At 76.4% G+C, this 22940-nt stretch carries 17 protein-coding genes; 14 read left to right on the forward strand and 3 right to left on the reverse strand.

Features of this window, described 5'->3' with window-relative positions; genetic code table 11:
* Positions 1 to 13 precede the first annotated feature (13 nt).
* Genes ACFVXN_RS04055 through ACFVXN_RS04065 form a run of 3 tightly spaced genes read left to right on the forward strand, consistent with a single transcriptional unit; the run spans position 14 to position 2354 of the window.
* Positions 14 to 472 carry an SAV_6107 family HEPN domain-containing protein gene (locus tag ACFVXN_RS04055; RefSeq protein ID WP_389227614.1) on the forward strand — a complete coding sequence of 153 codons (459 nt, stop codon included), beginning with the start codon at positions 14 to 16 and terminating at the stop codon, positions 470 to 472.
* A complete protein-coding gene (locus ACFVXN_RS04060) occupies positions 469 to 1932 on the forward strand; it encodes a DNA polymerase IV (RefSeq protein ID WP_389227617.1) in 1464 nt (487 codons plus the stop codon). Before ACFVXN_RS04055 ends, ACFVXN_RS04060 begins: the two co-directional genes overlap by 4 nt.
* Positions 1933 to 1970: 38 nt before the next feature.
* Positions 1971 to 2354, forward strand: coding sequence for a DUF3040 domain-containing protein (locus tag ACFVXN_RS04065; RefSeq protein ID WP_389227620.1), 384 nt, complete (start codon positions 1971 to 1973; stop codon positions 2352 to 2354).
* A 507-nt stretch (positions 2355 to 2861) separates the two neighbouring features.
* Here ACFVXN_RS04065 and ACFVXN_RS04070 read toward each other — a convergent pair.
* The 3 genes from ACFVXN_RS04070 to ACFVXN_RS04080 are packed head-to-tail and all read right to left on the reverse strand — an operon-like array spanning position 2862 to position 7347.
* Complete coding sequence (locus ACFVXN_RS04070; protein ID WP_389227623.1) at positions 2862 to 5108, reverse strand: transglutaminaseTgpA domain-containing protein; 2247 nt, start codon at positions 5106 to 5108, stop codon at positions 2862 to 2864.
* The gene (locus ACFVXN_RS04075) at positions 5105 to 6325 is read right to left on the reverse strand and encodes a DUF58 domain-containing protein (protein WP_389227626.1); all 1221 of its coding nucleotides are present in this window, start codon (positions 6323 to 6325) and stop codon (positions 5105 to 5107) included. The genes ACFVXN_RS04070 and ACFVXN_RS04075 overlap by 4 nt, the downstream gene beginning before the upstream one ends.
* Positions 6325 to 7347: an AAA family ATPase gene (locus ACFVXN_RS04080; protein ID WP_389227630.1), complete on the reverse strand. Its 1023-nt coding sequence runs from the start codon at positions 7345 to 7347 to the stop codon at positions 6325 to 6327. The genes ACFVXN_RS04075 and ACFVXN_RS04080 overlap by 1 nt, the downstream gene beginning before the upstream one ends.
* A gap of 437 nt (positions 7348 to 7784) precedes the next feature.
* Here ACFVXN_RS04080 and mraZ point away from each other — a divergent pair, with 437 nt between their 5' ends.
* From mraZ to ACFVXN_RS04135, 11 genes are all read left to right on the forward strand, one after another.
* Entirely contained in the window at positions 7785 to 8219 is a 435-nt protein-coding gene (mraZ, locus tag ACFVXN_RS04085) for a division/cell wall cluster transcriptional repressor MraZ (RefSeq protein WP_389227875.1), read from the forward strand.
* A 260-nt stretch (positions 8220 to 8479) separates the two neighbouring features.
* The gene (gene rsmH, locus ACFVXN_RS04090; protein ID WP_389227633.1) at positions 8480 to 9550 is read left to right on the forward strand and encodes a 16S rRNA (cytosine(1402)-N(4))-methyltransferase RsmH; all 1071 of its coding nucleotides are present in this window, start codon (positions 8480 to 8482) and stop codon (positions 9548 to 9550) included.
* The gene (locus ACFVXN_RS04095) at positions 9547 to 9966 is read left to right on the forward strand and encodes a hypothetical protein (RefSeq protein WP_389227636.1); all 420 of its coding nucleotides are present in this window, start codon (positions 9547 to 9549) and stop codon (positions 9964 to 9966) included. The genes rsmH and ACFVXN_RS04095 overlap by 4 nt, the downstream gene beginning before the upstream one ends.
* Positions 9963 to 11825 (forward strand): peptidoglycan D,D-transpeptidase FtsI family protein, encoded by a 1863-nt coding sequence (locus ACFVXN_RS04100; protein WP_389227639.1) that lies wholly within the window; start codon positions 9963 to 9965, stop codon positions 11823 to 11825. The genes ACFVXN_RS04095 and ACFVXN_RS04100 overlap by 4 nt, the downstream gene beginning before the upstream one ends.
* Before the next feature lie 97 nt (positions 11826 to 11922).
* A complete protein-coding gene (locus ACFVXN_RS04105; RefSeq protein ID WP_389227642.1) occupies positions 11923 to 13530 on the forward strand; it encodes a UDP-N-acetylmuramoyl-L-alanyl-D-glutamate--2,6-diaminopimelate ligase in 1608 nt (535 codons plus the stop codon).
* Entirely contained in the window at positions 13527 to 15020 is a 1494-nt protein-coding gene (gene murF / locus ACFVXN_RS04110) for a UDP-N-acetylmuramoyl-tripeptide--D-alanyl-D-alanine ligase (RefSeq protein ID WP_389227645.1), read from the forward strand. Before ACFVXN_RS04105 ends, murF begins: the two co-directional genes overlap by 4 nt.
* Complete coding sequence (mraY, locus tag ACFVXN_RS04115) at positions 15017 to 16093, forward strand: phospho-N-acetylmuramoyl-pentapeptide-transferase (protein ID WP_389227648.1); 1077 nt, start codon at positions 15017 to 15019, stop codon at positions 16091 to 16093. Before murF ends, mraY begins: the two co-directional genes overlap by 4 nt.
* Positions 16090 to 17562 carry a UDP-N-acetylmuramoyl-L-alanine--D-glutamate ligase gene (murD, locus tag ACFVXN_RS04120; RefSeq protein WP_389227878.1) on the forward strand — a complete coding sequence of 491 codons (1473 nt, stop codon included), beginning with the start codon at positions 16090 to 16092 and terminating at the stop codon, positions 17560 to 17562. Before mraY ends, murD begins: the two co-directional genes overlap by 4 nt.
* Positions 17563 to 17573: 11 nt before the next feature.
* A complete protein-coding gene (gene ftsW / locus ACFVXN_RS04125; protein ID WP_389227651.1) occupies positions 17574 to 18806 on the forward strand; it encodes a putative lipid II flippase FtsW in 1233 nt (410 codons plus the stop codon).
* 78 nt (positions 18807 to 18884) lie between these two features.
* Positions 18885 to 21767 carry a UDP-N-acetylmuramate--L-alanine ligase gene (gene murC / locus ACFVXN_RS04130; protein WP_389227653.1) on the forward strand — a complete coding sequence of 961 codons (2883 nt, stop codon included), beginning with the start codon at positions 18885 to 18887 and terminating at the stop codon, positions 21765 to 21767.
* A gap of 59 nt (positions 21768 to 21826) precedes the next feature.
* Positions 21827 to 22813 (forward strand): cell division protein FtsQ/DivIB, encoded by a 987-nt coding sequence (locus tag ACFVXN_RS04135; RefSeq protein WP_389227656.1) that lies wholly within the window; start codon positions 21827 to 21829, stop codon positions 22811 to 22813.
* The last annotated feature ends 127 nt before the right edge of the window (positions 22814 to 22940 follow it).

The following is a 22940-nucleotide window of genomic DNA, read 5'->3' on the forward strand; positions in this document are numbered from 1 at the left end:
AGGGAGGTGCGCGATGCCGGTCAACACCCTTCGTGCCCCGCGGAGTGCCGTGCCCGGGCTGTCCGGTCGCGCCGCCGAGCTGCTGGACCGCGCCGACGCCGAGCTGGTCGCCGCGCAGTTCTCCTCCGAGCCGTGGGAGCAGTTCACCCACGCCCACCTCGCCGCGCTGCGCGCCGGTGCCGCGGTGCTGGCGGTGCGGCAGCCGCTGTCGGGCCGCCGGGCGCCGCGCACGGTGTGGGAGCTGCTGGACTCCGTGGCCCCCGAGCTCGGGCGGTGGTCGAGCTACTTCGCCGGCGGTGCCGGTCTGCGCGCCGCGGTGGACGCCGGCCGGTTCGACGCCGTCAGCGCAGCCCGGGCGGAGCAGGTGCTGTGCCACGCCGAGGACTTCCTGGACGTCGTGCGCGCCGAGCTCGAGGGCGCGGAGCCGGACGACGCGCGGCTCGTCGGCGCCGCCGGGGTGCGCGCGGGATGAGCCGAGGTCCTCGCGCGGCGGAGGCGCGGCGGGACTGGGGCACCGAGGAGGACGGGTGCTCGATCCTGCACGTCGACATGGACGCGTTCTTCGCGTCCGTCGAGCTCGCCCGCCGGCCGCACCTGCGCGGGAGGCCCGTCGTCGTCGGCGGCTCCGAGCGCTCCGTGGTGCTGGCGGCCACCTACGAGGCCCGCGCCTTCGGGGTGCACTCCGCGATGCCGATGGCCGCGGCGCGCCGGCTCTGCCCGCAGGCGGTCGTCGTCCCGCCCGACCACACGGCGTACCACGAGGTCTCGCGCAGCGTCATGGACATCCTCCGCGAGGTGACCTCGCTCGTGGAGCAGGTGAGCGTCGACGAGGCGTTCCTCGACGTGAGCGGCGCGCGCCGGCGGCTCGGCAGCCCCACGCGGATCGCCGCGCTGATCCGCGAGCGGGTGCAGGCGCGGCACGGCATCACCTGCTCCGTCGGGGTCGCCGCCACCAAGTTCGTCGCGAAGCTCGCCTCGGGCCACGCGAAGCCCGACGGGGTGCTCCTGGTCCCGCGGGACGCGACCGTCGCGTTCCTGCACGTCCTGCCGGTGGGCGCGCTGTGGGGCGTCGGGGAGCGGACGGCAGGCGCGCTCGAGCGGTGGGGGATCCGCACCGTGGCGGAGCTGGCCGCGAGCGACGTGGGCACCGTGCAGCGCGCGGTGGGTCGGACCGCCGGCGCACACCTGTACGACCTCGCGTGGGGCCGGGACCCCCGGCCGGTGCACCCGGGACGGGAGGAGAAGAGCGTCGGCGCGGAGGAGACCTTCGCGGTCGACGTCCGGGACATGCGGGTCGTGGAGAGCAAGGCGCTCGAGCTCGCCGACCGGTGCGCCGGCCGGCTCCGCGCGCAGGGCGTCGTCGCCCGGACGGTGGCGGTGAAGATCCGCACGTCCGACTTCCGCACGCTCACCCGCTCGCGCACGCTCGTCCAGCCCACCGACGTCGGTCGCGAGCTGTACCTGGCGGCCCGGGAGCTGCTCGCCGGCGTCGACCTCGGCGGGCTGCCCGTGCGCCTCGTCGGCGTCCGCGCCGAGGGCCTCGCCCCCGCCGAGGACCAGGCGCGGCAGCTGACTCTCGAGGAGGCCGTCGCGGACAACGCGGACGCGCGCCGGGACGCCGAGCGGGCGATGGACCTGGTCCGTGAGCGGTTCGGCCGGGAGTCGATCGGCGCCGGGACCCGGACGGTCGGCAGGTCCGCGCGACCCGGTGCTGGCGCGTCCGGTGCCGCGATCCCCGTGACCGCCGGCGCCGCGGACCCGGCTGCGGGACCTGCCGCCGGCCGGGTAGCGGGCTCGGTCGCGCGCCCGGCGGGGGCGGCCGCGGCGGAACGGACCAGCGACGCCGAAGGTTCCCGTCACCCGGTGTCCGCAGCGTCACGCGGTCCGGTCGGTCGCTCGACTACCGCCTTCGGCGAACGCCCTCTATCCTGAGGCGAAGACAGTCCCAACGGCGGAGCACGGGGGTTGGAATGCCTCTCTCCGAGTACGAACAACGTGTACTGGAGCAGATGGAGCGTCAGCTCACGTCTGATGATCCTCGGCTCGCGAACACGCTCACAGCGCGTGGCCGCAAGCCGGTGATGCGATATGTGCTGGGCGGCATCGGAGCCGTCGTCGGCCTCCTCCTGCTCGTGGGCGGAGCCGCCTCGTCCGAGGTGTGGCTCGGGGTGCTCGGGTTCGTCGTCATGTTCGCGTCCGTCGCGTTCGCGTTCACGCGTCCGCGGCGCAGCACCGGCCCGGTCGGCGTCGTCCGGCCCGACGGCACCGCGACCCGACGACCGGCGGCGCCCAAGAAGGGCTTCATGAACCGCATGGAGGACCGCTGGGACCGTCGCCGCGAGAAGGGTCGCTGACCTCGCGCGTCGAGCACGGGCCCGGCGTTGCCTGACACGACCGCGCGCTGACTCCTGAGGCGTTGCGGCGCAAGTGTCGCGCGGGCGGACCTGTCGCCTGGGCGGACCTGTCGCTCCTGCACGCCCTGTCGCTGCGCGCTGACCTCGCGCCCGCCCCCACCTCCGTGGGGCGAGTGGTCACGACACGCTGGCGCGCGACCACCGCGGCTCGCGTGTCGTGACCACTCGTCGGCCGAGCGTGGGCGAGGCGCTCGCGCCACGGCGCACCCCCGCCGGACCTCCCGCCGGCGGCCAGGGCGACCCGCCCGCCGGCGCTAGCCCGCCTGCCCGCGCTCGCTGCCTAGCGGGTTCGCGAGAGGTCACGACACGCGGGTGTGCGCGCGGTGCGGTCAGCGTGTCGTGAGCTCTCGTCCGCGGCAGCGGGGGAGGGCACCCCGCGCGGCTCCGGAGCGGGCCCGGCCCGGCGGGTCGGGGCTGGTCGGGCTCGGCCGCGGCGGGTCGGCCGGGTCAGGCGGGTGCGGGGGTCCCGCCCTCGGCGGGGCGGGTGCGGGTCGACGTGCTCACGTCGGTGAGCACCGCGGCGACCCAGCCCTGCAGCTCCGTGGCGTCGTGCTCCACGGGGTGCGGGGCGTAGCGGTCCTGCTCGACGGCGGTCGCCAGCGCCACGAGCGCGCGGTCGCCCGCGGGAGTCAGCGGTCGGCCCCGGCGGGACTCGACCTGGGCACGCACGGTGTCGACGACCTGGCGGGGGGTGCGGGCGTCGGACCAGGTGATGCCGGCGCGCCGCAGCCGGTCGCGCAGCCGCCGCCACGCGACCTCGGAGGACAGCGCGCCGCCGGTTCCGCGGCGCCGGCGCAGCAGGGCGAGCGCGCCGGCGGTGGCGGCGAGGCCCCCGAGGACGACGCCGACCAGCACGAAGGGGCCGCCGCCGGAGCCGGTGTCGTCGCCGCCGGTGCTGCCGGAGCCGGCGGGCGCCGTGCTGGTCGTGGCGCCGGGGGTGGGGGCGAGGCTCGGCTGCGCGGGTGCGGCGCTGGGCGAGGCGGTGGGCGCGGCCGCGCGGAACGGGTTGCTCCAGGACGGCGGCGGGCCGGTCTGCACGGCGGGCGTCGGCTCGAACCGGACCCACCCGGTGCCGGGGAAGTACAGCTCGGGCCAGGCGTGCGCGTCGGCACCGGTGACCCGGTAGGCCCGGTCGGAGCCGAGGTCGCCGGGCAGGAACCCGACGCCGAGGCGCGCGGGGATGTCGAGGGTCCGCGCGAGCACGGTCATGGCGGTGGCGAACTGCACGCAGTAGCCGCGGCGGCTCTCCAGGAAGTCCCAGACGGCGTCGTCGCTGGAGGCGGCGTCGACGGTGGTGTCGTAGCGGAACCGGGTGCTGTCGCGGAAGTAGGTCTGCAGGGCGAGTGCCTGGTCGTACGGCGTGGTCGCGCCCTCGGTGACCTCGGCGGCGAGGGCGCGCAGGTCGGCCTCGTGGTCGGTGCCGGGCACCGCGAGGTAGGGGTCGAGGTCCCCGGGCCGGTCGCCGGTGGCGCCGCGGAGCATCTCCGGGGTGAGGTCGGGGATCTCGACCGTCATCGCGTACCGGGTGTCGACGTCGGTGCGCTCCCGGCCGACGACCTCGTCGCGGGCGACGTCGTAGCTCCACGCCCCGTCGATCTCGACGGTCCGGGGGAAGGTGCTGACCGGCAGCCGCTGCTCGCGGAGCGCGCCGACCTGCACGTCGACCTGCGCGAGGGTGCCGCGGTCGTCGTCGGGGGGCGTGCCGACCAGCGCGGGGTCCGAGGCGAGCAGGCCGTCGGGGTCCCACTCGGTGAGCTCGGCGGTCGGGTCGCGCTCCCAGCCGCGCCCGTCGAAGTCGCGCAGGGTGAAGGAGCGGAGCGGCCCGACGTTGCCGGCGGTGGCCGCGGGGCCGCGGTCGTCGTCGTCGAGGGCCTCGACGGTGTAGCGCAGCACCACCTGGTCGGACTGCTGGCGGAGGCTGTCGCGCAGGTCGAGGTCGTCGGCGAGCCGCACGGGTCCGACGGCGCCGGTCCCGACGTCGGGCAGGTCGAGCCAGGACCACGCGGGGACGGCGGCGACCACGGGGCCCGCGGCGAGCGTGAGGGCGACGAGCCCGGCGGCGCCGACCACCACCACCCCGGCGCGGCGGCCGGTGCGGTCGCGGGCGACCGACGGCTGGGCGAGCGCGAGCAGGACGAGGTACGCGAACCCGGTGGCCGCCAGCGCCCAGGTGCTGCCGGGGAAGCCGAGCACGACGCTCGGGGTCCACACCGCGAGGTACGCGAGGCCGGTCAGCGCGGGCATCCCGCAGCCGACGGCGAGCAGGTCGGCCGCCAGGAACACGAGCACCGCGGCCCCGACGAGGACGGCCTCGACGGGCGGCCAGACCGTGAGGGGCACGACGGACGTCTCGATGAGCTGGGCGGCCTGCGCGAGCAGCTGGCCGGCGCGCTCGACGGTGCCGGGGCCGACGAGCAGCGGGTTGCCGCCCGGTGGGGTCGCGTACCAGGCGAGCAGCGCGTACGCGGCCACGACGAGTCCGACGAGCGACGGCAGCCACGCCGACCGCGTGAGGCTGCGGACGCCGCCGACGACGAGCGCGGTGAGGGCGACGGCGATCGCGGCGCGCCAGGGCCACGGGCCGCCGGCCAGCAGCCCGCTCAGCGCGCCGAGGGCGGTCACGGTGGCGAGCGCGACGACGGTGGTCGCGACCGGCGACCGCCAGCCGCGGCGCAGCGCGTTCCCGCCGCTCACGCGGCACCGCCGGTGAGGCGCCACCACGTGGCGGCGAGGTCCGCCCCGGGTGCGGCCTGGACGACCCGCCAGCCGGCGCGGCGCAGCGCGCGGGCGGTGCCCCCGGCGGCCTCGTCGTCGTCGGCGCCGCGCACGACGGCCCAGCCGGGCCGGGTCTGGCTGACCCCGGCGAGCGCCGCGCGCCCGGCGGCGCCCTGCGGGCCGAGCACGGCGACGACCAGGCCGGAGCCGCCGTCGGTGTCGTCGAGCCCGCGGATCTCCGCGAGCAGCGCGCGCTGGGCGGTGCCGGTGTCGCCGTGCCCGGCGAGGTCGACGGTGGCCTCGAGGAGCTGCTGGCGCGACGGCGCCTCCAGGCGGGTCGCCCGGGGGTCGTCGGCGCCGGTGCCGGTCAGCAGGTGCGTCGGGTGCCCGGCGCCGTGCAGCGCGATCGCGGCCGACGCGGCGAGCGAGATGCTCCACTCGAGGGCCTCGCCGGGCGCGCACTGGTCGAGCAGGACGGTCACGGGTCGCATCCCGGCGCGCTCGTCGGACCGGACCACGAGCTCGCCGCGCCGGGCGCTGCTGGGCCAGTGCACGCGGCGCAGGTCGTCGCCGACCCGGTAGTCGCGCAGCGCGGCGTCGTCGGAGGCGGGCGACCGGGCGCCGACCACGGAGCGCTCGGGCTCGGCGACCAGCAGCTCGCGGGGCACGGGGAGGTCGACGACGGCGGGCCAGACGGTGACGGTCTCCCGCTCGCCGAGCGTCGCGCGCACCTGGGCGACGCCGAACGGGTCGGTCCGGGTGACGATCAGGGGGCCGAGGGCCCAGCGGCCGCGCCGGGTCGCCTGGACCGGGTACCGCAGCCGGACGGCCCGGGGCTCGCGGCTGACCGTGGCGCGCAGCGGGCGGCCGCCGGACAGCTCGACCGCGGCCTGCTCGCGCAGCCGGAGGTCCGCGAGCCGGGCCCGCGACGTCCCGCGGGCGAGGGCGACCTCGACCTGCACGTCCGCGGACCGGCCGACGTGCACCGGGTCGGGGTGCACCGCGCGCCGGGTGCGCAGCCCGCGTCCGCGCCCGGGGTCGCCGATGCCGACCGCGAGCAGGCCGAGCACGACGAGCAGCACCGGCAGCGTGCCGATGGTCAGCAGGTCGGTGGACCCGAACGCGGTGCCGGTCGCGGCGACCGCGGTGCCGAGGACCAGCATCCCGGTGCCCCGGCGGGTCGGGCGCAGGCGCATCAGCCCGCGGCGCTGCGGTCGTGCACGGCGCCGCGGTCGTGCACCGAGCCGCGCGCGGGCGCCGGGACGCCGGTCCGCGCCACGAGGTCGGCGATGACGTCCTGGCCCGAGCGGCCCGACAGCCGGGACTCGGCGCTGAGGATGACGCGGTGCGCGAGCACGGGCTCGGCGAGCTGCTGCACGTCGTCGGGCAGCACGTGGTCCCGGCCGGCGACGGCGGCGTAGCCCTTCGCGGCACGGAGCAGCTGGATCGCGGCCCGGGGGGAGGCGCCGAGGCGCAGCGCGGGGTCGTCGCGGGTGCCGGCGACGAGGTCCACGACGTACTGCTTCACCGCGGGGGACGCGTACAGGTGCCGGGTGGTCTCGATGAGCCGGCCGACCTGGGCGGCGTCGGTGACGGCGGTGAGGTGGGCGAGCGGGTCGGTGGTCTCCTGCAGGTCGAGCATCGCGAGCTCGGCCTCCGCGCTCGGGTACCCGACGGTGAGGCGCGCCATGAACCGGTCGCGCTGGGCCTCGGGCAGCGGGTAGGTGCCCTCCATCTCGACCGGGTTCTGGGTCGCGACGACGAGGAACGGCCGCGGCAGCGGGTAGGTCGTCCCGTCGACGGTGACCTGGGCCTCCTGCATGGACTCCAGCAGGGCGGCCTGCGTCTTGGGGGAGGCGCGGTTGATCTCGTCGCCGATGACGACGTGCGAGAACACCGGGCCGGGCCGGAACTCGAACTCCTGGGTCGCCGCGCGGTAGATCGTCACGCCGGTCAGGTCGCTGGGCAGCAGGTCGGGCGTGAACTGCACGCGGCCCACGGTGCAGTCGATGCTGCGGGCGAGCGCCTTGGCGAGCGTGGTCTTGCCGACGCCGGGCACGTCCTCCAGCAGCAGGTGCCCCTCGGCGAGCAGCACGGCGACGGTCGTGCGGACCAGCTCGGGGCGACCGGAGACGACGCGGTCGATCCCCGCCCGCATCCGGTCCGTCACGGTGATGAGCTCGTCCATCTCGGACGCACCGGGTACTGCTCGCGGCATGGGAACCCCTCGGTCGACTGGGGAGAGCCTAAGGGGAGGTCGGCCGGTGCGGGAGGTGATCCCCCCACTTCCCCCCACCCGCGCCGGACCCCGGTCCTCCACATCGCTCCCCGGCGCGCCCTGCGTCGCGCGGGGCTGCGAGGGCGTGACGCCGCGTGAGCCGCTGACCAGCGCAGACGCGTCCTCGGGAGTGGGGGAGGGCGAGGGTCGGTCGACAGGGATCCGCCGCGCGCACTGCAGATTCCTCCACCTCGCTCCACCGGTCCTGACCTGCACAGACACCTCAACTTCACCCGTCCGCCGCCGATTCACAGGGTGCTGGTGGAGTGAAGTGGAGTACCGTGGAGCCATCGGGTGCCGCAGGGCGCCCGACCGCGCGGTCCGGGGAGGAGGGCGACGTGGGGTTCGAGCAGACGCTTGCCGGACTCGGCGCCGCTGTGCCCTTCCTCGGGACGCACACCCCGAAGCTGGACGAGAAGGGGCGGCTGATCCTCCCGGCCAAGTTCCGCCCCCAGCTCGCCCAGGGTCTGGTCATGACCCGGGGTCAGGACCGGTGCCTGTTCCTGCTGCCGCTCGACGAGTTCGCGCGGATGCACGACAAGCTCCGGCAGGCCCCGGTGACGAGCAAGCAGGCGCGGGACTACCTGCGCGTGTTCCTGTCCGGCGCCTCCGACGAGACGCCGGACAAGCAGGGGCGCATCTCGATCCCCCCGATGCTGCGCACCTACGCGGGTCTCGACCGGGACGTCGCCGTGATCGGCGCCGGCACCCGGGTGGAGATCTGGGACCTGCAGGCGTGGGAGTCGTACCTGGCGGAGCAGGAGGCCGGGTACGCCGAGACCGCCGAGGAGGTCTTCCCCGGGGCCTTCTGAGCCCGGGCCGCCGCACCGAGCACCACCGGCACCACCCCGAACCACCCAGCACGACCCGCACCACCGCACGACGAGACCTCCCCCCGGCAGCTCTGACGCCACTTCCCCGGCGCCAGAGGGCCGGTGGGGGATCTGGTCGGACGGCGGAGGGGCCGCCCGACCACCAGCCCCGCAGCACCACGCACGCAGCACCACGCACGCACCACAGCCGCAGCACCCACGCACGCAGCACCGAGTCCGCACCGCCCGAGGAGGCCCGCATGTCCGAGCGCGACGCCGCGTCGCGGCACACGCCCGTGCTGCTCCAGCGCTGCCTCGACCTGCTGGCCCCCGCCCTCGCGGAGCCGGGCTCGGTGATGGTGGACGCGACGCTCGGCATGGGCGGGCACACCGAGGGCGTGCTGGCCGCGTTCGAGCACGTGCGTGTGATCGGCGTCGACCGCGACCCCGAGGCCCTGGCGCTCGCGTCGGAGCGGCTCGCCCGGTTCGGCGACCGGTTCACCCCCGTGCACGCGGTGTACGACGAGATCCCCGCGGTGCTCGAGCGGCTCGGCCTGCCCGGCGTGCAGGGCGTCCTGATGGACCTCGGCGTGTCGTCGCTGCAGCTGGACGAGGCCGAGCGGGGCTTCTCCTACGCGCAGGACGCGCCGCTGGACATGCGGATGGACCCGACGCGGGGCCTGACCGCCGCCGAGGTGCTCAACACCTACGACGAGCGCGAGCTCACCCGGGTCCTGCGCGAGTACGGCGAGGAGCGGTTCGCGGGGCGGATCGCGCGGCGGATCGTCCAGGCGCGCGAGCAGGCGCCGCTGGAGCGGACCCACGAGCTCGTGGACCTGGTGCGCGCGGGCATCCCCGCCGCGGCCCGGCAGACCGGCGGCAACCCCGCCAAGCGGACGTTCCAGGCGCTGCGGATCGAGGTCAACGACGAGCTCGCGGTCCTGGCCCGCGCGGTCCCGGCGGCGATCGAGTCGCTGGTGGTGGGGGGCCGGATCGTCGTCGAGTCGTACCAGTCGCTCGAGGACCGGCTGGTCAAGCGCGCGTTCGCGGCCGGCGCCGAGATCAGCTCCCCGCCCGGCCTGCCGGTCGTCCCGGAGACGGACGAGCCGTACCTGCGGCTGCTGATCCGCGGTGCGGAGGAGGCCGACGAGGCCGAGCTCGCCCGCAACCCGCGGTCGCAGTCGGTGCGCCTGCGGGCGGCCGAGCGGCTGCGCCCGACACCCGAGCACCGGCGGCCCGTGGCGGACGGCGGCAGTCCCGCCGGCCGCGGCCGCAGCACCCGTCCCCGCAGCACCCGCAGCACCAGCACCGGACCGAGGAGAACCGCATGAGCGCCCAGCAGGCCGCAGCGCGGGTCCAGGCACCCCGCGTCCAGCCCCGTCCGTCCGCCCCGGCCCCCGCGACCCGTACCGCCCCGCGGCTCCGCCTGGTCCGCCCGCCGGCCCAGGCCCGCACGCACGTGCCGTTCGTGGTCTCGTGCATGGCGATCCTCGGCGGGGCGCTGCTGTCCGCGCTGCTGCTGAACACGCAGCTCGCCGCGGGCGCGTACGAGACCCGCACCATGGACGTCCGGCTCGCCGAGCTGGCCAGGGACGAGCAGGCGCTGGCCGCGCAGATCGACGCGAACACGTCGCCCGCGAACCTCGCGGCGGCGGCGCAGGGCCTCGGCATGCAGCCCGCGGGCCCGACCGGCTGGCTCACGCTCGCCGACGGCACGGTCCGGGGCGGCACGGAGCCCACGCCGTGAGCACGCCGACCCGTCGCACCGCCGCCCCCGCGCGGCCGGTGCGCCCGGCCGGCCGCGGCACCGTGCCCACCCAGCGCGGCCCACGGGGGCCGTGGGCCCCGGCGCGCACCGGCGGCCCGAGCCTGGCCGTCCTGCACCGGCGTCGCGCCGTGCTGGTCGTGCTGATCGCGCTGCTGCTGACGGTGTTCACCGGCCGGCTGGTGTGGCTCCAGGGCATCGGGGGAGACGCGATCGCCGCCGAGGCGCTGCAGAACCGGCTCACCAACGCCCAGCTGGTCGCCTCCCGGGGGCAGATCACAGACGCGAACGGCGAGGTGCTCGCCACCTCGGTGGACCGGTACGACATCGCGGTGAACCAGAACCTGGTCGCGACGTGGTCGGCGACGGTCGACGGCGAGTCCTACTCGGGCGCCGCCGGCGCCGCCCAGCTGATCGCCCCGCTGCTCGAGGTCAACGCCGCCGAGCTGGGCGCGAAGCTCGACGGCGACTCCGGGTTCAAGTACATCGCCAAGGGCGTGCTGCCCGAGGTGTGGCAGGCGGTCCGCGAGCTGCGGATCAACGGCATCTCCGCGGAGCAGGTCGCCGAGCGGGTGTACCCGAACGCGAACCTGGCGGGCAACGTGCTCGGCTGGGTCAACGCCGAGGGCACGGGCGCGCAGGGCCTCGAGGCGGTGCTCGACTCCGAGCTCACGGGGACCCCCGGCAGCACCACGTACGAGCGCGGTCGCGGCGGCCAGCAGATCCCGGGCGGCTTCGAGGAGTCGACGCCGGCGACCGACGGCCGCGACGTGCAGCTCACCCTCAACCTCGACCTGCAGTGGAAGGCGCAGCAGGCCATCGAGGCGCAGGTGGCGGCCACCGGCTCCGACTCGGGCTCGATCGTGGCGCTCGACGTGAAGACCGGTGAGGTGCTCGCCATCGCGGAGTCCCGCACGGTCGACCCGAACAACCCGGGCGCGACCACCGACCTGTGGCGCGGGTCCAGCGCGGTCTCCGACGTGTTCGAGCCCGGTTCGACGGCCAAGATCATCACGATGGCCGCGGCGATCGAGACCGGGCTGGTCGACCCGTACACGCAGTTCGAGGTGCCGTACCAGTACACGACGGCGAACAACCAGACGTTCAAGGACTCGCACGAGCACGCGGGCCTGCGGCTGACGACGACCGGCATCTTGGCGGAGTCGTCGAACACCGGCACCGTCATGATCGGCCAGGACATCCCGCAGCAGGTCCGGTACGACTACCTGGCGAAGTTCGGCTTCGGGGCGAAGACCGGCATCGAGCTGCCGAACGAGTCCGCCGGCCTGCTGCACCCCGCGGACCAGTGGGACGGCCGGTCCAAGTACGCCGTGCTGTTCGGCCAGGCCGTGTCCGTGACCGCGCTGCAGGCCACCGAGGTGTTCGCCACGATGGCGAACGACGGCGTGCGGATCACGCCGCACCTGGTCAAGGGCTGGACGGAGCCGGACGGCACGTACACCCCGGCGGCGCCCGCCGCGCGCACCCAGGTCGTGTCCCCGGAGACGGCGAACACCGTGCTGTCGATGATGGAGAGCGCCGTCGACGAGGGCACCGGCTCCTCGGCCGCGATCCCGGGCTACCGCGTGGCCGGCAAGACGGGCACCGCCCAGTCGTGGGTCGTCCCGGGCCGGACCGGCATCACGGCGTCGTTCATCGGCGTCGCGCCCGCCGACGACCCCGCGATCGCGATGAGCGTCGTGCTGCACAACCCGAAGACGTCGGAGTGGGGCGGCACCGTCGCCGGTCCCGTGTTCTCGGACGTGGCCGGCTACGCGCTCACCGAGCTCGGCGTCGCCCCCAGCGGCACCCAGCCCGAGCTGTTCCCGACGACCTGGTGACCGCGCCGGTGACGCGCGCCGTGACGCAGGTCTCGGCGACGCCCTGTAGCACGGCTGCGGTCGCGGGCGGCCCGGCCCCGCGCGGTAGATTCTCCCTATGACGTCCCCGCAGGGCCGGCTGCGCCCGGAGCACCCCCACCGCCGCCGGGTCGCCGACCTCGCCGACGCGTTCGCGCTCGTCGCCACGGGTCCGGGCGACGCCGGCGTGCCGGCGGACCTCGAGACCTCCGGCATCACGGTCGCCAGCGGCGACGTGCTGCCGGGCGACGTGTTCGTCGCCGTCCCCGGTGCGCACACCCACGGGGCCGCGCACACCGGCCAGGCGGTCGCCGCCGGGGCCGTGGCCGTGGTCACCGACGCCGCGGGCGCGGAGCTGCTCGCCGCCGACCCGCTCGCCGCCGGCCTGCCCGTCCTGGTGACGCCCGACCCGCGCGGCCAGGCGGGCCCGATGGCGGCCTGGCTGCACGACCACCCCGGGCGGCGTCTGACGACGGTCGGCATCACCGGCACCAACGGCAAGACCACCACGACGTACTTCGTCGACTCCGCCCTGCGCCGTGCCCACGACCGGACGGTCGTCATGGGCACGGTCGAGCTGCGGATCGGGGACGACGCGATCGAGAGCCCGCGGACCACCGTCGAGGCCCCGGTGCTGCAGTCCGTCCTGGCGCTCGGGCTCGAGCGCGGCGCGACCGCGGCGGTCACCGAGGTGTCCTCGCACGCGCTGGCGCTCGGGCGGATGGCCGGCCTCGAGGTCGACGTCGCCGGGTTCACCAACCTGCAGCGGGACCACCTCGACTTCCACGGCGACATGGAGGGCTACTTCCAGGCCAAGGCCCGGCTGTTCCACGCCGGGCACGCCAGGCGGGGCGTGGTCGTCGTCGACGACGCGTGGGGCCGGCGCCTCGCGGCCGAGGCCGAGATCCCGGTCGACACCGTCGCCACCCACGTGGGCTCCCCGGAGTCCGCGACCGCCGACTGGGCCGTGACCGAGGCCGACATCGGCCTGGACGGCGTCGGCTCGACGTTCGTGCTGCGCGGCCCCGACGGCACCGAGCACCGTGCCGCGAGCCCGCTGCCGGGCCTGGTGAACGTGTCGAACGCGGCGCTGGCCGTCGTGCTCGCGCACCGGGCCGGCGTGCCGCTGGCGGACGCGATCGACGCCGTCGGCCGCTCGGCCGGGGTCCCGGGGCGCATGGAGCGCGTCATCGAGCGCGGTGCCGGGCGGCCGCTGTGCCTCGTCGACTACGCGCACACGCCCGACGCCCTCGTGCTGGCACTGGAGGCCGTGCGCCCGATCACGCCCGGCCGCCTGGTCATCGTGTTCGGCTCCGACGGGGACCGGGACCGCGGGAAGCGTCCGATCATGGGCGCCGTCGCCGCGCGGCTCGCCGACGTCCTCGTCGTCACCGACGAGAACCCGCGCTCGGAGGACCCCGCGTCCATCCGGGCCGCCATCCTGGACGGGGTCCGCGACGAGCGCCCCGACCTCGCCGACGTGCACGAGGCGACCAGCCGCACGCAGGCCATCCACGACGCCCTCGACCTCGCGACGGAGCTGGACACCATCATCATCACGGGCAAGGGCCACGAGCCGACGCAGGAGATCGCCGGCGTCTTCCACCGGTACAACGACCGCGACGTGCTGCGGGCGGCGCAGGCCACCGGCGCGCAGGCCCCGGTCGTGCAGGGGCCGCAGGCGTGATCGCGCTGACGGCGGCGCAGGTGGCGGCCGCGACGGGCGGGCGGCTGCACCCGGCGGACCTCGACCCGGCGACGGTGGTCTCCGGCGCCGTGGTCGTCGACTCGCGCCAGGTCGAGCCCGGGTCGCTGTTCGTGGCCCTGCCCGGTGAGCACGTCGACGGGCACGACTTCGCGTCGACCGCGGTCTCCGGTGGCGCGCGCCTCGTGCTGGCCGCGCGCGAGCTGGCCGACGACGCGGGCGACGCGCTGCCGTCGGTCGTCGTCGAGGACGTGGAGCGCGCGCTCGGCGACCTGGCCCGCGAGGTGCTCGTGCTGCTGCGCGAGGCCGCCGCGGAGCCCGGGGGCGCGGGTCTGCAGGTGATCGGCGTGACCGGCTCGGTCGGCAAGACCACCACCAAGGACCTGCTGGCGCAGCTGTGCACCGCCGCCGGCCCGACGGTCGCCCCGGTCAAGTCGTTCAACAACGAGATCGGCCTGCCGCTCACGGTGCTGCGCGCCGACGAGCAGACCCGGTTCCTCGTGCTCGAGATGGGCGCCTCCGGCCCCGGGCACCTCACCTACCTCACCGACATCGCGCCGCCCGACGTCGCGGTGGTCCTGGTCGTCGGGCACGCCCACCTCGGCGGGTTCGGCGGCATCGAGGCCGTCGCGCGCGCGAAGTCCGAGATCGTCACGGGACTCGCGCCCGGCGGCGTCGCGGTGCTGAACGCGGACGACGACCGCGTGCGCGCGATGGCGGACCTCGCGCCCGGCCCGGTCGCGACGTTCGGCACCACCAGCACCGCCGACGTGCGCGCCGTCGACCTGCGGGTGGACCGCGCCGGGCGCGCCGCGTTCACGCTGGACGCCGGCCCGGTCCCGCCCGTCGAGGGCGACGCCCCGGGGGAGCGGCGCCGCGCGGACGTCGCGCTGCGGCTCGTGGGGGAGCACCACGCCCACAACGCGCTCGCCGCCGCCGCCGCGGCGCTGGCCGTCGGCCTGCCGCTCGACGACGTCGCCGCCGGGCTCGGCGCCGCCGACGCGCTCAGCCCGCACCGGATGCACGTGGTCGACCGGCCGGACGGCATCACGGTCGTGGACGACTCGTACAACGCCAACCCGGACTCGGTGCGGGCGGCGCTGCGCGCGCTCGCCGTGCTGGCCGGGCGCGAGCGCCGCTCGGTCGCGGTGCTCGGCGAGATGATGGAGCTCGGGCCCGACGCGCGCGCCGAGCACGAGGCGATCGGCCTGCAGGTCGTGCGGCTCAACGTCGGCCTCACGGTCGTGGTGGGGAAGGGCGCCCTCGGTATCGCGGCGGGCGCCCAGCGCGAGGGGTCGTGGGGCGACGAGGTCGCGATCGTGGACGACGTCGACGCCGCGGCCGCGCTGCTCGAGCGCGAGCTGCGCCCCGGTGACGTCGTGCTGGTGAAGTCCTCGCAGGACGCCGGCCTGTGGCGCCTCGGGGACCTGCTGACCGCCGGCGGCGCCGGTGCGACGGAGGTGCCCGCGTGATCTCCGTCCTCGTCGCCGGTGGCGTCGCGATGGTGGTGGCCCTGCTGGCCACGCCCCTGTTCATCAACTTCCTGGTCACGAAGCAGTACGGCCAGTTCATCCGCCAGGACGGCCCGACCGCGCACTACACCAAGCGTGGCACGCCCACGATGGGCGGCGTCGTCATCATCGGGGCCACCCTGATCGGCTGGGCCGTCGCCGCGCTGGCCAGCGGGAACGTGCCGAGCGCCTCGGCGGTGCTCGTGCTGTTCCTCATGACCGGCCTGGGCGTCGTCGGGTTCCTGGACGACTTCATCAAGATCTCCCGCCAGCGCAGCCTCGGGCTGTCCGCCCGGTGGAAGATCGTCGGCCAGGGCGCCGTCGGCATCACGTTCGCGGTGCTCGCGCTGCAGTTCCCCGACGCGACGATGCGCACCCCGGCGTCGACCAAGATCTCGTTCATCCGCGACACCGGCCTGGACCTCGCGTTCGCCGGGGCGACCGTGGGCGCGATCCTGTTCGTGATCTGGGCGAACTTCCTCATCACCGCCTGGTCCAACGCGGTCAACCTCACCGACGGGCTGGACGGGCTCGCGACCGGCGCCTCGCTGATCGTGTTCGGCGCCTACGTCATCGTCTGCGTCTGGCAGTTCAACCAGCGGTGCGCGCTGACCGCCGGCGCCCGGTGCTACGCCACCCGCGACCCGCTGGACATGGCGGTGGTCGCCGCGGCGATCACCGGCGCGTGCTTCGGGTTCCTGTGGTGGAACGCCAGCCCCGCGAAGATCTTCATGGGCGACACCGGCTCGCTGGCCCTCGGCGGCGCGCTCGCCGGCATGTCGATCGTGACCCGCACCGAGGTGCTGGCCGCGATCATCGGCGGCCTGTTCGTCATCGTGGTGCTGTCGGACGTCATCCAGATCGGGTTCTTCAAGATGACGGGCAGACGGGTCTTCAAGATGGCACCGCTGCACCACCACTTCGAGCTGTCGGGGTGGGGCGAGGTCACCATCGTGATCCGGTTCTGGCTGATCGCCGGGCTGTTCGTCGCGCTCGGCGTCGGGATCTTCTACGCGGAGTGGGTGACGGGCTGACCGTGGCGGACGGCGCTGACGACCTGACCCGGTCCGCGCTCGCGTCGGCGACGGTGGTCGTCGCCGGGCTCGGGGTGTCCGGACGCGCCGCGCGCGACGTGCTCGCCGGCCTCGGCGCCCGCGTCACCACGGTGGACGACCGGGCCGAGGACGCCGACGCGCGCGACGTCGCGGCCTTCCTCGCGCGGGGCGGGCTCGACGGCGTGGACGTCGTCGTCGCGTCGCCCGGTCTGCCCCCGAGCCACCCGCTGCTGGCCGCCGCGCGCGCCGCCGGCGTGCCGGTGTGGAGCGAGGTCGAGCTCGCGTGGCGGCTGCGTGTCGGCCGGGACTCCGGCGACGGGCCCGCGCCGTGGCTCGCGGTCACCGGGACCAACGGCAAGACGACGACCGTCGAGATGCTGGCCTCCGTGCTCACGGCCGCGGGCCGCCGCACGGCCGCGGTGGGCAACGTCGGCACGCCCGTGGTGCTCGCCGCCACCGACCCGGCGCTGGACGTGCTGGCCGTCGAGCTGTCGAGCTTCCAGCTGCACCACACCACGTCGATGGCCGCGCAGGCCGCCGTGGTGCTCAACGTCGCCGCCGACCACCTCGACTGGCACGGCTCCCTGGACGCGTACGCCGCGGACAAGGGCCGGGTCTACGCCGGGGTCGAGGTCGCGTGCGTCTACAACGCCGCCGACCCGACCACCGAGGACCTGGTCCGCGACGCCGACGTCGCCGACGGCGCCGTCGCGGTCGGGTTCACCCTCGGCGCCCCGTCCGTGGGCCAGGTCGGCCTGGTCGACCACGTGCTCGTCGACCGCGGGTTCGCCGCGCTGCGGCACACGCACGCCGCCGAGCTGGCGACGTTCGACGACCTCGCGCACCTCGCCGGGCCCGACGGGCTCGCGCCGCACGTGGTGCAGGACGCGCTCGCCGCGGCGTCGCTCGCGCTGGCGCACGGGGTCGAGCCCGCCGCGGTCCGCGACGGGCTGCGCGCCTACCGGCCCGGCGCGCACCGGATCGCCACGGTCGCCGACGTCGACGGGGTGCGCTGGGTCGACGACTCCAAGGCCACCAATGCGCACGCCGCCGCGGCCGCGCTCGCCTCGTTCGCCGCCGGGAGCGTCGTGTGGGTCGCCGGGGGCCTGGCCAAGGGCGCGACCTTCGACGACCTCGTGGCGTCGCGCGCGGACCGGCTGCACGCCGTCGTGCTCATCGGGGTCGACGCCGCGCCGCTCGCGGACGCGCTCGCCCGACACGCCCCGGACGTCCCGGTGGTGCGGGTCGATCCCGGTGACACTGGGACCGTGATGACCCGCGCCGTGACCGAGGCCCGCCGCCTGGCGGACGCACGCTCGGCGACCGGCGCCACGGGCACGACCGTCCTCCTGGCGCCGGCGTGCGCATCGATGGACCAGTTCGCGTCGTACGCCGCGCGGGGAGACGCGTTCGCCGCCGAGGTCCGCTCCCTGCTCGCGAGGGGGTGACCCCGCCGCCGATGGCCCAGACGACCGACGCCCCGGCACCCGGCGCCGCGCCGCGCGCGCCCTCCCGGCTCGGGCAGTGGAACAGCGCCGTGACGAGCTACTACCTGCTCGTCGGCGCCAGCATGCTGCTGCTCGTCATCGGTCTGGTCATGGTGCTGTCCTCGTCGTCGGTCGAGTCGATCGCCAGCGGCGGGTCGCCGTACACCGTGTTCCTCAGCCAGGCGCAGTACGCGCTGATCGGGCTGCCGCTGATGTGGCTGGCGTCCCGGGTCCGGCCGCAGACGTACCGGCGCCTCGCCTGGCCGCTGCTCGGTCTCGGCCTGTTCCTGCAGCTGCTGGTGTACACGCCCCTCGGCCTCGGCAAGGGCGGCAACCAGGGCTGGATCGGCATCGGCGGCTTCACCGCCCAGCCGGCCGAGGCGCTCAAGCTCGCCCTCGTGGTCTGGCTCGGCGCGATCCTGGTGCGCAAGCAGCCGATGTTCGACGACTGGAAGCACGCGGCGGTGCCGGCGCTGCCGGTGGCCGGGGGTGCGGTCGGGATGGTGCTGCTCGGTCACGACCTGGGCACCGCGATCATCCTGCTGGTCCTGGTGGCCGGCGCGCTGTTCGTCGCCGGCGTGCCGATGCGGATCTTCGCGGGGGCCGCCCTCGCCGCCGCCGCCGGGGTCGCGCTGCTCGCCGTCGGCAGCGACAACCGCGTCGGCCGGATCATGGACTGGTTCTCCGGCGACTGCGACAAGTCCGCGGGCTGCTACCAGACCTGGCACGGGCTGCAGGCGCTGGCCACCGGCGGCTGGGGGGGCCTCGGTCTCGGCCAGAGCCGCGAGAAGTGGTCCTACCTGCCCGAGGCGCACAACGACTTCATCTACGCGATCATCGGCGAGGAGCTCGGCCTGATCGGCACGCTCCTGGTGCTCGCGCTGTTCGGGGTGCTGGCGTTCGCGATGTTCCGGGTGATCGCCCGGCACCGCGACCCGTTCGCCCAGATCGTCACGGGCGGCGTCGCGGCGTGGATCATCGGGCAGGCGCTCGTCAACATGGGCGTGGTGATCGGGCTGGTGCCCGTGGTCGGCGTGCCGCTGCCCCTGGTGTCCGCGGGCGGGTCGGCGCTCATCACGACGCTGGTGGCGCTCGGCGTGGTGATCTCGTTCGCCCGCACGGAGCCCGGGGCCGCCGAGGCGCTGGCCGCCCGGCCGAGCGTCGTGCGCCGCTCGCTCGCCGTGATCGGACGCACCCGTGCCTGACCACCCCGCGACACCCGCCCCCCTCGACTTCCCCGACCCGCACCACCGGCGCCACCGCGCCTGAACCGGAGGACCCCCGTGACCGCACCCGACGCCCACCCGGTCGAGGACGACGGCCAGGCCCCGGAGCGGCGACCCCGCGCGGTGCTGCTCGCCGGTGGCGGCACGGCCGGCCACGTCAACCCCCTGCTGGCCGTCGCCGAGGAGCTGCGCGCCCGCGACCCCGGGCTGCGCCTCGCGGTGCTCGGCACCACCGAGGGCCTGGAGTCCCGGCTGGTCCCCGAGCGCGGGTTCGACCTGCACGTCGTGCCGAAGGTCCCGCTGCCGCGGCGGCCCACGCCGGACTGGTTCAAGCTGCCGCGGATGCTCCGGCAGGCGGTCGACGCCGCCGGCGCCACCATCGACGAGATCGGCGCGACCGTCGTCGTCGGGTTCGGCGGCTACGTGTCGACCCCCGCGTACCTCGCGGCGCGGTCGCGCGGCATCCCCGTGGTCGTGCACGAGCAGAACGCCCGCGCCGGGCTGGCGAACCGGCTCGGCGCCCGGCAGGCCCACACGGTCGCGGTCACGTTCCCCGGCACCCGGCTGCCGCGCGCCCAGGTCACCGGGCTGCCGCTGCGCCCGGAGATCGCGCGGCTGCTCGACGAGCGCGCGACGGACGCCGCGGCGACCCGACGGCGCGCCGCCGCCGAGCTCGGGTTCGACCCGGCCCGCGTCACGCTGCTCGTCACCGGCGGCTCGCTCGGCGCGCAGTCGCTGAACCGCGCGATCGCCGCACAGGCCCGCGCGGTCCTGGCGACCGGCGCCGAGGTGCTGCACCTGACCGGCACGGGCAAGGCCGAGGAGGTCCGCGCCGCGGTCCGCGGCGTCGCCGGCGCCGAGCGCTACCACGTGCGCGAGTACCTGGCGGAGATGGAGCAGGCCCTCGCGGTCGCCGACGTCGTGCTGTGCCGGTCCGGCGCGGGCACCGTGAGCGAGCTCGCGGCGCTGGGCATCCCGGCCGTCTACGTCCCGCTGCCCGTCGGCAACGGCGAGCAGCGGCTCAACGCCCAGCCCGTGGTCGCGGAGGGCGGTGGCCTGCTGGTCGCCGACGAGGAGCTCACCGGCGACTGGATCGCCGCGCACCTGCTGCCGCTGCTCGGCCCCGACGCCGCCGAGGACCGGCGCGCGATGGGCGAGGCGGCCGCGCGCGTCGGCGTCCCGGACGCGGCCGCCCGGGTGGCGGACCTGGTCGAGGACGCGCTGGTCGAGGCCGAGCGGCGCGCGCAGGAGGCCGAGGCCCGCGCGGCGGCCGAGCAGGCCGCCGCCGCGGACGCCGCTGCCGCCGCCGAGCAGCGGGCCGAGGACGAGCGGGCCGAGGCCGGTGCCGCGGACGGCGCCGCCGTCGACGGTGCCGCGGACGAGGTCGGCGGGGACGAGGTGGCCGAGCCCGACGTGCCCGGACCCGCGACGGCCGAGCCCGCGCGGTCCGCCGTCGGGGGCGACCTGGCCGACCTGGGGCACGTCCACCTGGTCGGCGTCGGCGGGGCGGGCATGTCCGCGGTCGCCGGGCTGCTGGTCGCCCGGGGGCTCACCGTGTCCGGCTCCGACGCCCAGGAGGGGCCGGCGCTCGCCGGGCTGCGTGCGGCCGGGGTCGCGGTGCACGTCGGGCACGACGCCGCGCACGTCGAGGACGTCGACACCCTGGTGGTGTCCAGCGCCATCCGCGAGTCCAACCCGGAGCTGGTGCGGGCGCGCGAGCGCGGGCTCCCGGTGCTGCACCGCTCGGAGGCGCTGGCCGCGCTGATGACCGGCCGGATCGGCATCGCCGTGGCCGGAGCGCACGGCAAGACCACGACGTCCACGATGGTCGCCACCGCGTTGGCGGCCGCAGGCCGCGAGGACAGCGTGCTCGACCCGTCCTACGCGATCGGCGGCACGGTGCTCACCGCCGACGGCGCGACCCCGGGCTTCCGGACCGGTGCGGGCGAGGTGTTCGTCGCCGAGGCGGACGAGTCCGACGGCTCCTTCCTGGCCTACGCCCCCGCGGTCGCGGTCGTCACCAACGTCGAGCCCGACCACCTGGACCACTACGGCACCACCGAGGCGTTCGAGGCGGCGTTCGAGCAGTTCGCCGACCGGGTGCTGGACGGCGGCGCGCTGGTCGCCTGCCTCGACGACCCCGGCGCCGCCCGTCTGGTCGCAGCGGTCCGCGACCGGCTCACCCGCCGGGGCGTGCGGGTCCTGACCTACGGGTCGGACGCCGCCATCGGCGCGGACGCCACGGGCCCGGACCTCGTGCTCGGGCCGCTGCGCGCCCAGGGCGGCGCGTGGCACGTCACGCTGACCTCGCGCACCGCGGAGGTGCCGGGCGCGGACCTGGTGCTGGCCGTCCCCGGGGAGCACAACGCCGCGAACGCCGCGGCCGCGTACCTCGCGGCGTGGGCGGTGGGCGCCGACGCGGCCGCCGTCGCGCGCGGGCTCGGGGAGTTCCGCGGCACGGGCCGCCGGTTCGAGGACCGCGGCACCGTCGCGGGCGTGCGGGTCGTCGACGACTACGCGCACCACCCCACCGAGGTCGCCGCGCTGCTGCGGACCGCCCGCACGGAGGTCGGCGACGGGCGGGTGCACGTGCTGTTCCAGCCGCACCTGTACTCCCGCACGCGCACCTTCGCCGCGGAGTTCGGCGCGGCGCTCGACCTGGCCGACTCGGTCGTGGTCACCGACGTGTACGCGGCGCGGGAGGACCCGGACCCGGAGGTCTCCGGCGACACCATCGTGCAGCGGGTGCCGACTCCGGGACGCGCACGGTACGTCGCCGACGCGCACGACGCCGCGCGCGCGGTCGCCGAGGCCGCCCGCGCCGGCGACCTCGTGCTCACCGTGGGCGCGGGCGACGTGACGCGGCTCGGCGCCGAGATCCTGACCGCGCTGGGGACCGGGTCGCCGACCGCCGACGGGTCGGAGCCGGGGCCGGCGTGACCCCGCAGCGACCCCGCCCGCCCGCACCCCGCCCGGCACCGCCGCGGCGGGGCCGGGGCGTGCCCGCCGGAGGGCCCCGCACCGCCGAGCAGCCGGTCGCGCCGGCGTCCGCCGCGACGCAGGCGACCGCCGCCCGGCCGGCGACCTCGCCGACACCGCCCGCCACCGCTCCGCGCCGCACCTCCGGGTCCGCGCTCACCCCGCGGACGGGCGCGTTCCCGGTGCGCCCGCCCGTGGTCAGCCAGGGGTCGGCCGCGCGGTTCGCGGAGCGTGCGCGGGCCCGGCGCCGGCTGGCGTGGCGGCAGATCGTCATCGCGGCCGGCTCGGTCGTGGCGGTCGGCGCGCTGGCGTGGCTGCTGCTGCTGTCGCCGGTGCTCGCGCTCGACGCCGAGCAGGTCCGGGTCACCGGGGCCGGCACCGTCGTCGCGGTGGACCAGGTGCGCGCGGTGGTCGACGCCGAGGCGGGCACCCCGCTGACCCGGCTGGACACCACGCGTCTGCGCGGCGCCCTGCTGGACGTCCCGGGCGTGCGGGACGTGGCCGTGCGGCGCGACTGGCCGAACGGCCTGCTCGTGCAGCTCGTCTCCCGCGAGCCCGTGGCCGCCGTGCCGGAGGCCGACGCCGCCCAGCCGGACCGGCCGGACGACGCACCGCGGCCCGACGACGCCGAGGAGCCGGACGGGCAGCCCGCCGGCCCGGGCTACGCCCTGGTCGACCAGGACGGCGTGCAGGTGGGTCGCACCGACGCCGCGCCCGAGGGGCTGCCGGTCGTGCAGGTCCCGGTGGGCGAGGGCCGGATCCTCGCGGCGGCGCTGGGCGTGCTCGAGTCGGTGCCGGAGGCGCTGCGCGCGGACATCGGCCAGGTGTCGGCGGGGACGCAGGACACCGTGCAGTTCGTGCTGCGCGACGGGGCCGTCGTGGAGTGGGGGAGCGCCCAGGAGCCGGACCTGAAGTCGGCCGTGCTCCAGGCCCTGCGGGCCGCGCCCGAGACCGCGGGGTCCGCGCGCTACGACGTGTCCGCGCCGACCATGCCCGTCGTCGGGTGATCCCGTCCGACGCCACACCGACACGCGCGGGCGGGTGTTTGATCGCCCCGACCGCGCGCCTTACCGTCACCCCTAGACAGAACTGACATAACTATAACCCTCTAGTTGAGGGTGAAGGTTCGTCGAC

The organism is Cellulomonas sp. NPDC058312 (assembly GCF_042880135.1).
Lineage (GTDB): Bacteria > Actinomycetota > Actinomycetes > Actinomycetales > Cellulomonadaceae > Cellulomonas.

What these genes read in the sequence shown, in the direction of transcription:
- ACFVXN_RS04075 (WP_389227626.1), bottom strand. Translation starts at nt 6,325, where the DNA reads ATGCGCCTGCGCCCGACCCGCCGGGGCACCGGGATGCTGGTCCTCGGC.
- ACFVXN_RS04060 (WP_389227617.1), top strand. Translation starts at nt 469, where the DNA reads ATGAGCCGAGGTCCTCGCGCGGCGGAGGCGCGGCGGGACTGGGGCACC.
- ACFVXN_RS04080 (WP_389227630.1), bottom strand. Translation starts at nt 7,347, where the DNA reads ATGCCGCGAGCAGTACCCGGTGCGTCCGAGATGGACGAGCTCATCACC.
- ACFVXN_RS04065 (WP_389227620.1), top strand. Translation starts at nt 1,971, where the DNA reads ATGCCTCTCTCCGAGTACGAACAACGTGTACTGGAGCAGATGGAGCGT.
- ACFVXN_RS04105 (WP_389227642.1), top strand. Translation starts at nt 11,923, where the DNA reads ATGACGTCCCCGCAGGGCCGGCTGCGCCCGGAGCACCCCCACCGCCGC.
- ftsW (WP_389227651.1), top strand. Translation starts at nt 17,574, where the DNA reads ATGGCCCAGACGACCGACGCCCCGGCACCCGGCGCCGCGCCGCGCGCG.
- rsmH (WP_389227633.1), top strand. Translation starts at nt 8,480, where the DNA reads ATGTCCGAGCGCGACGCCGCGTCGCGGCACACGCCCGTGCTGCTCCAG.
- ACFVXN_RS04055 (WP_389227614.1), top strand. Translation starts at nt 14, where the DNA reads ATGCCGGTCAACACCCTTCGTGCCCCGCGGAGTGCCGTGCCCGGGCTG.
- ACFVXN_RS04095 (WP_389227636.1), top strand. Translation starts at nt 9,547, where the DNA reads ATGAGCGCCCAGCAGGCCGCAGCGCGGGTCCAGGCACCCCGCGTCCAG.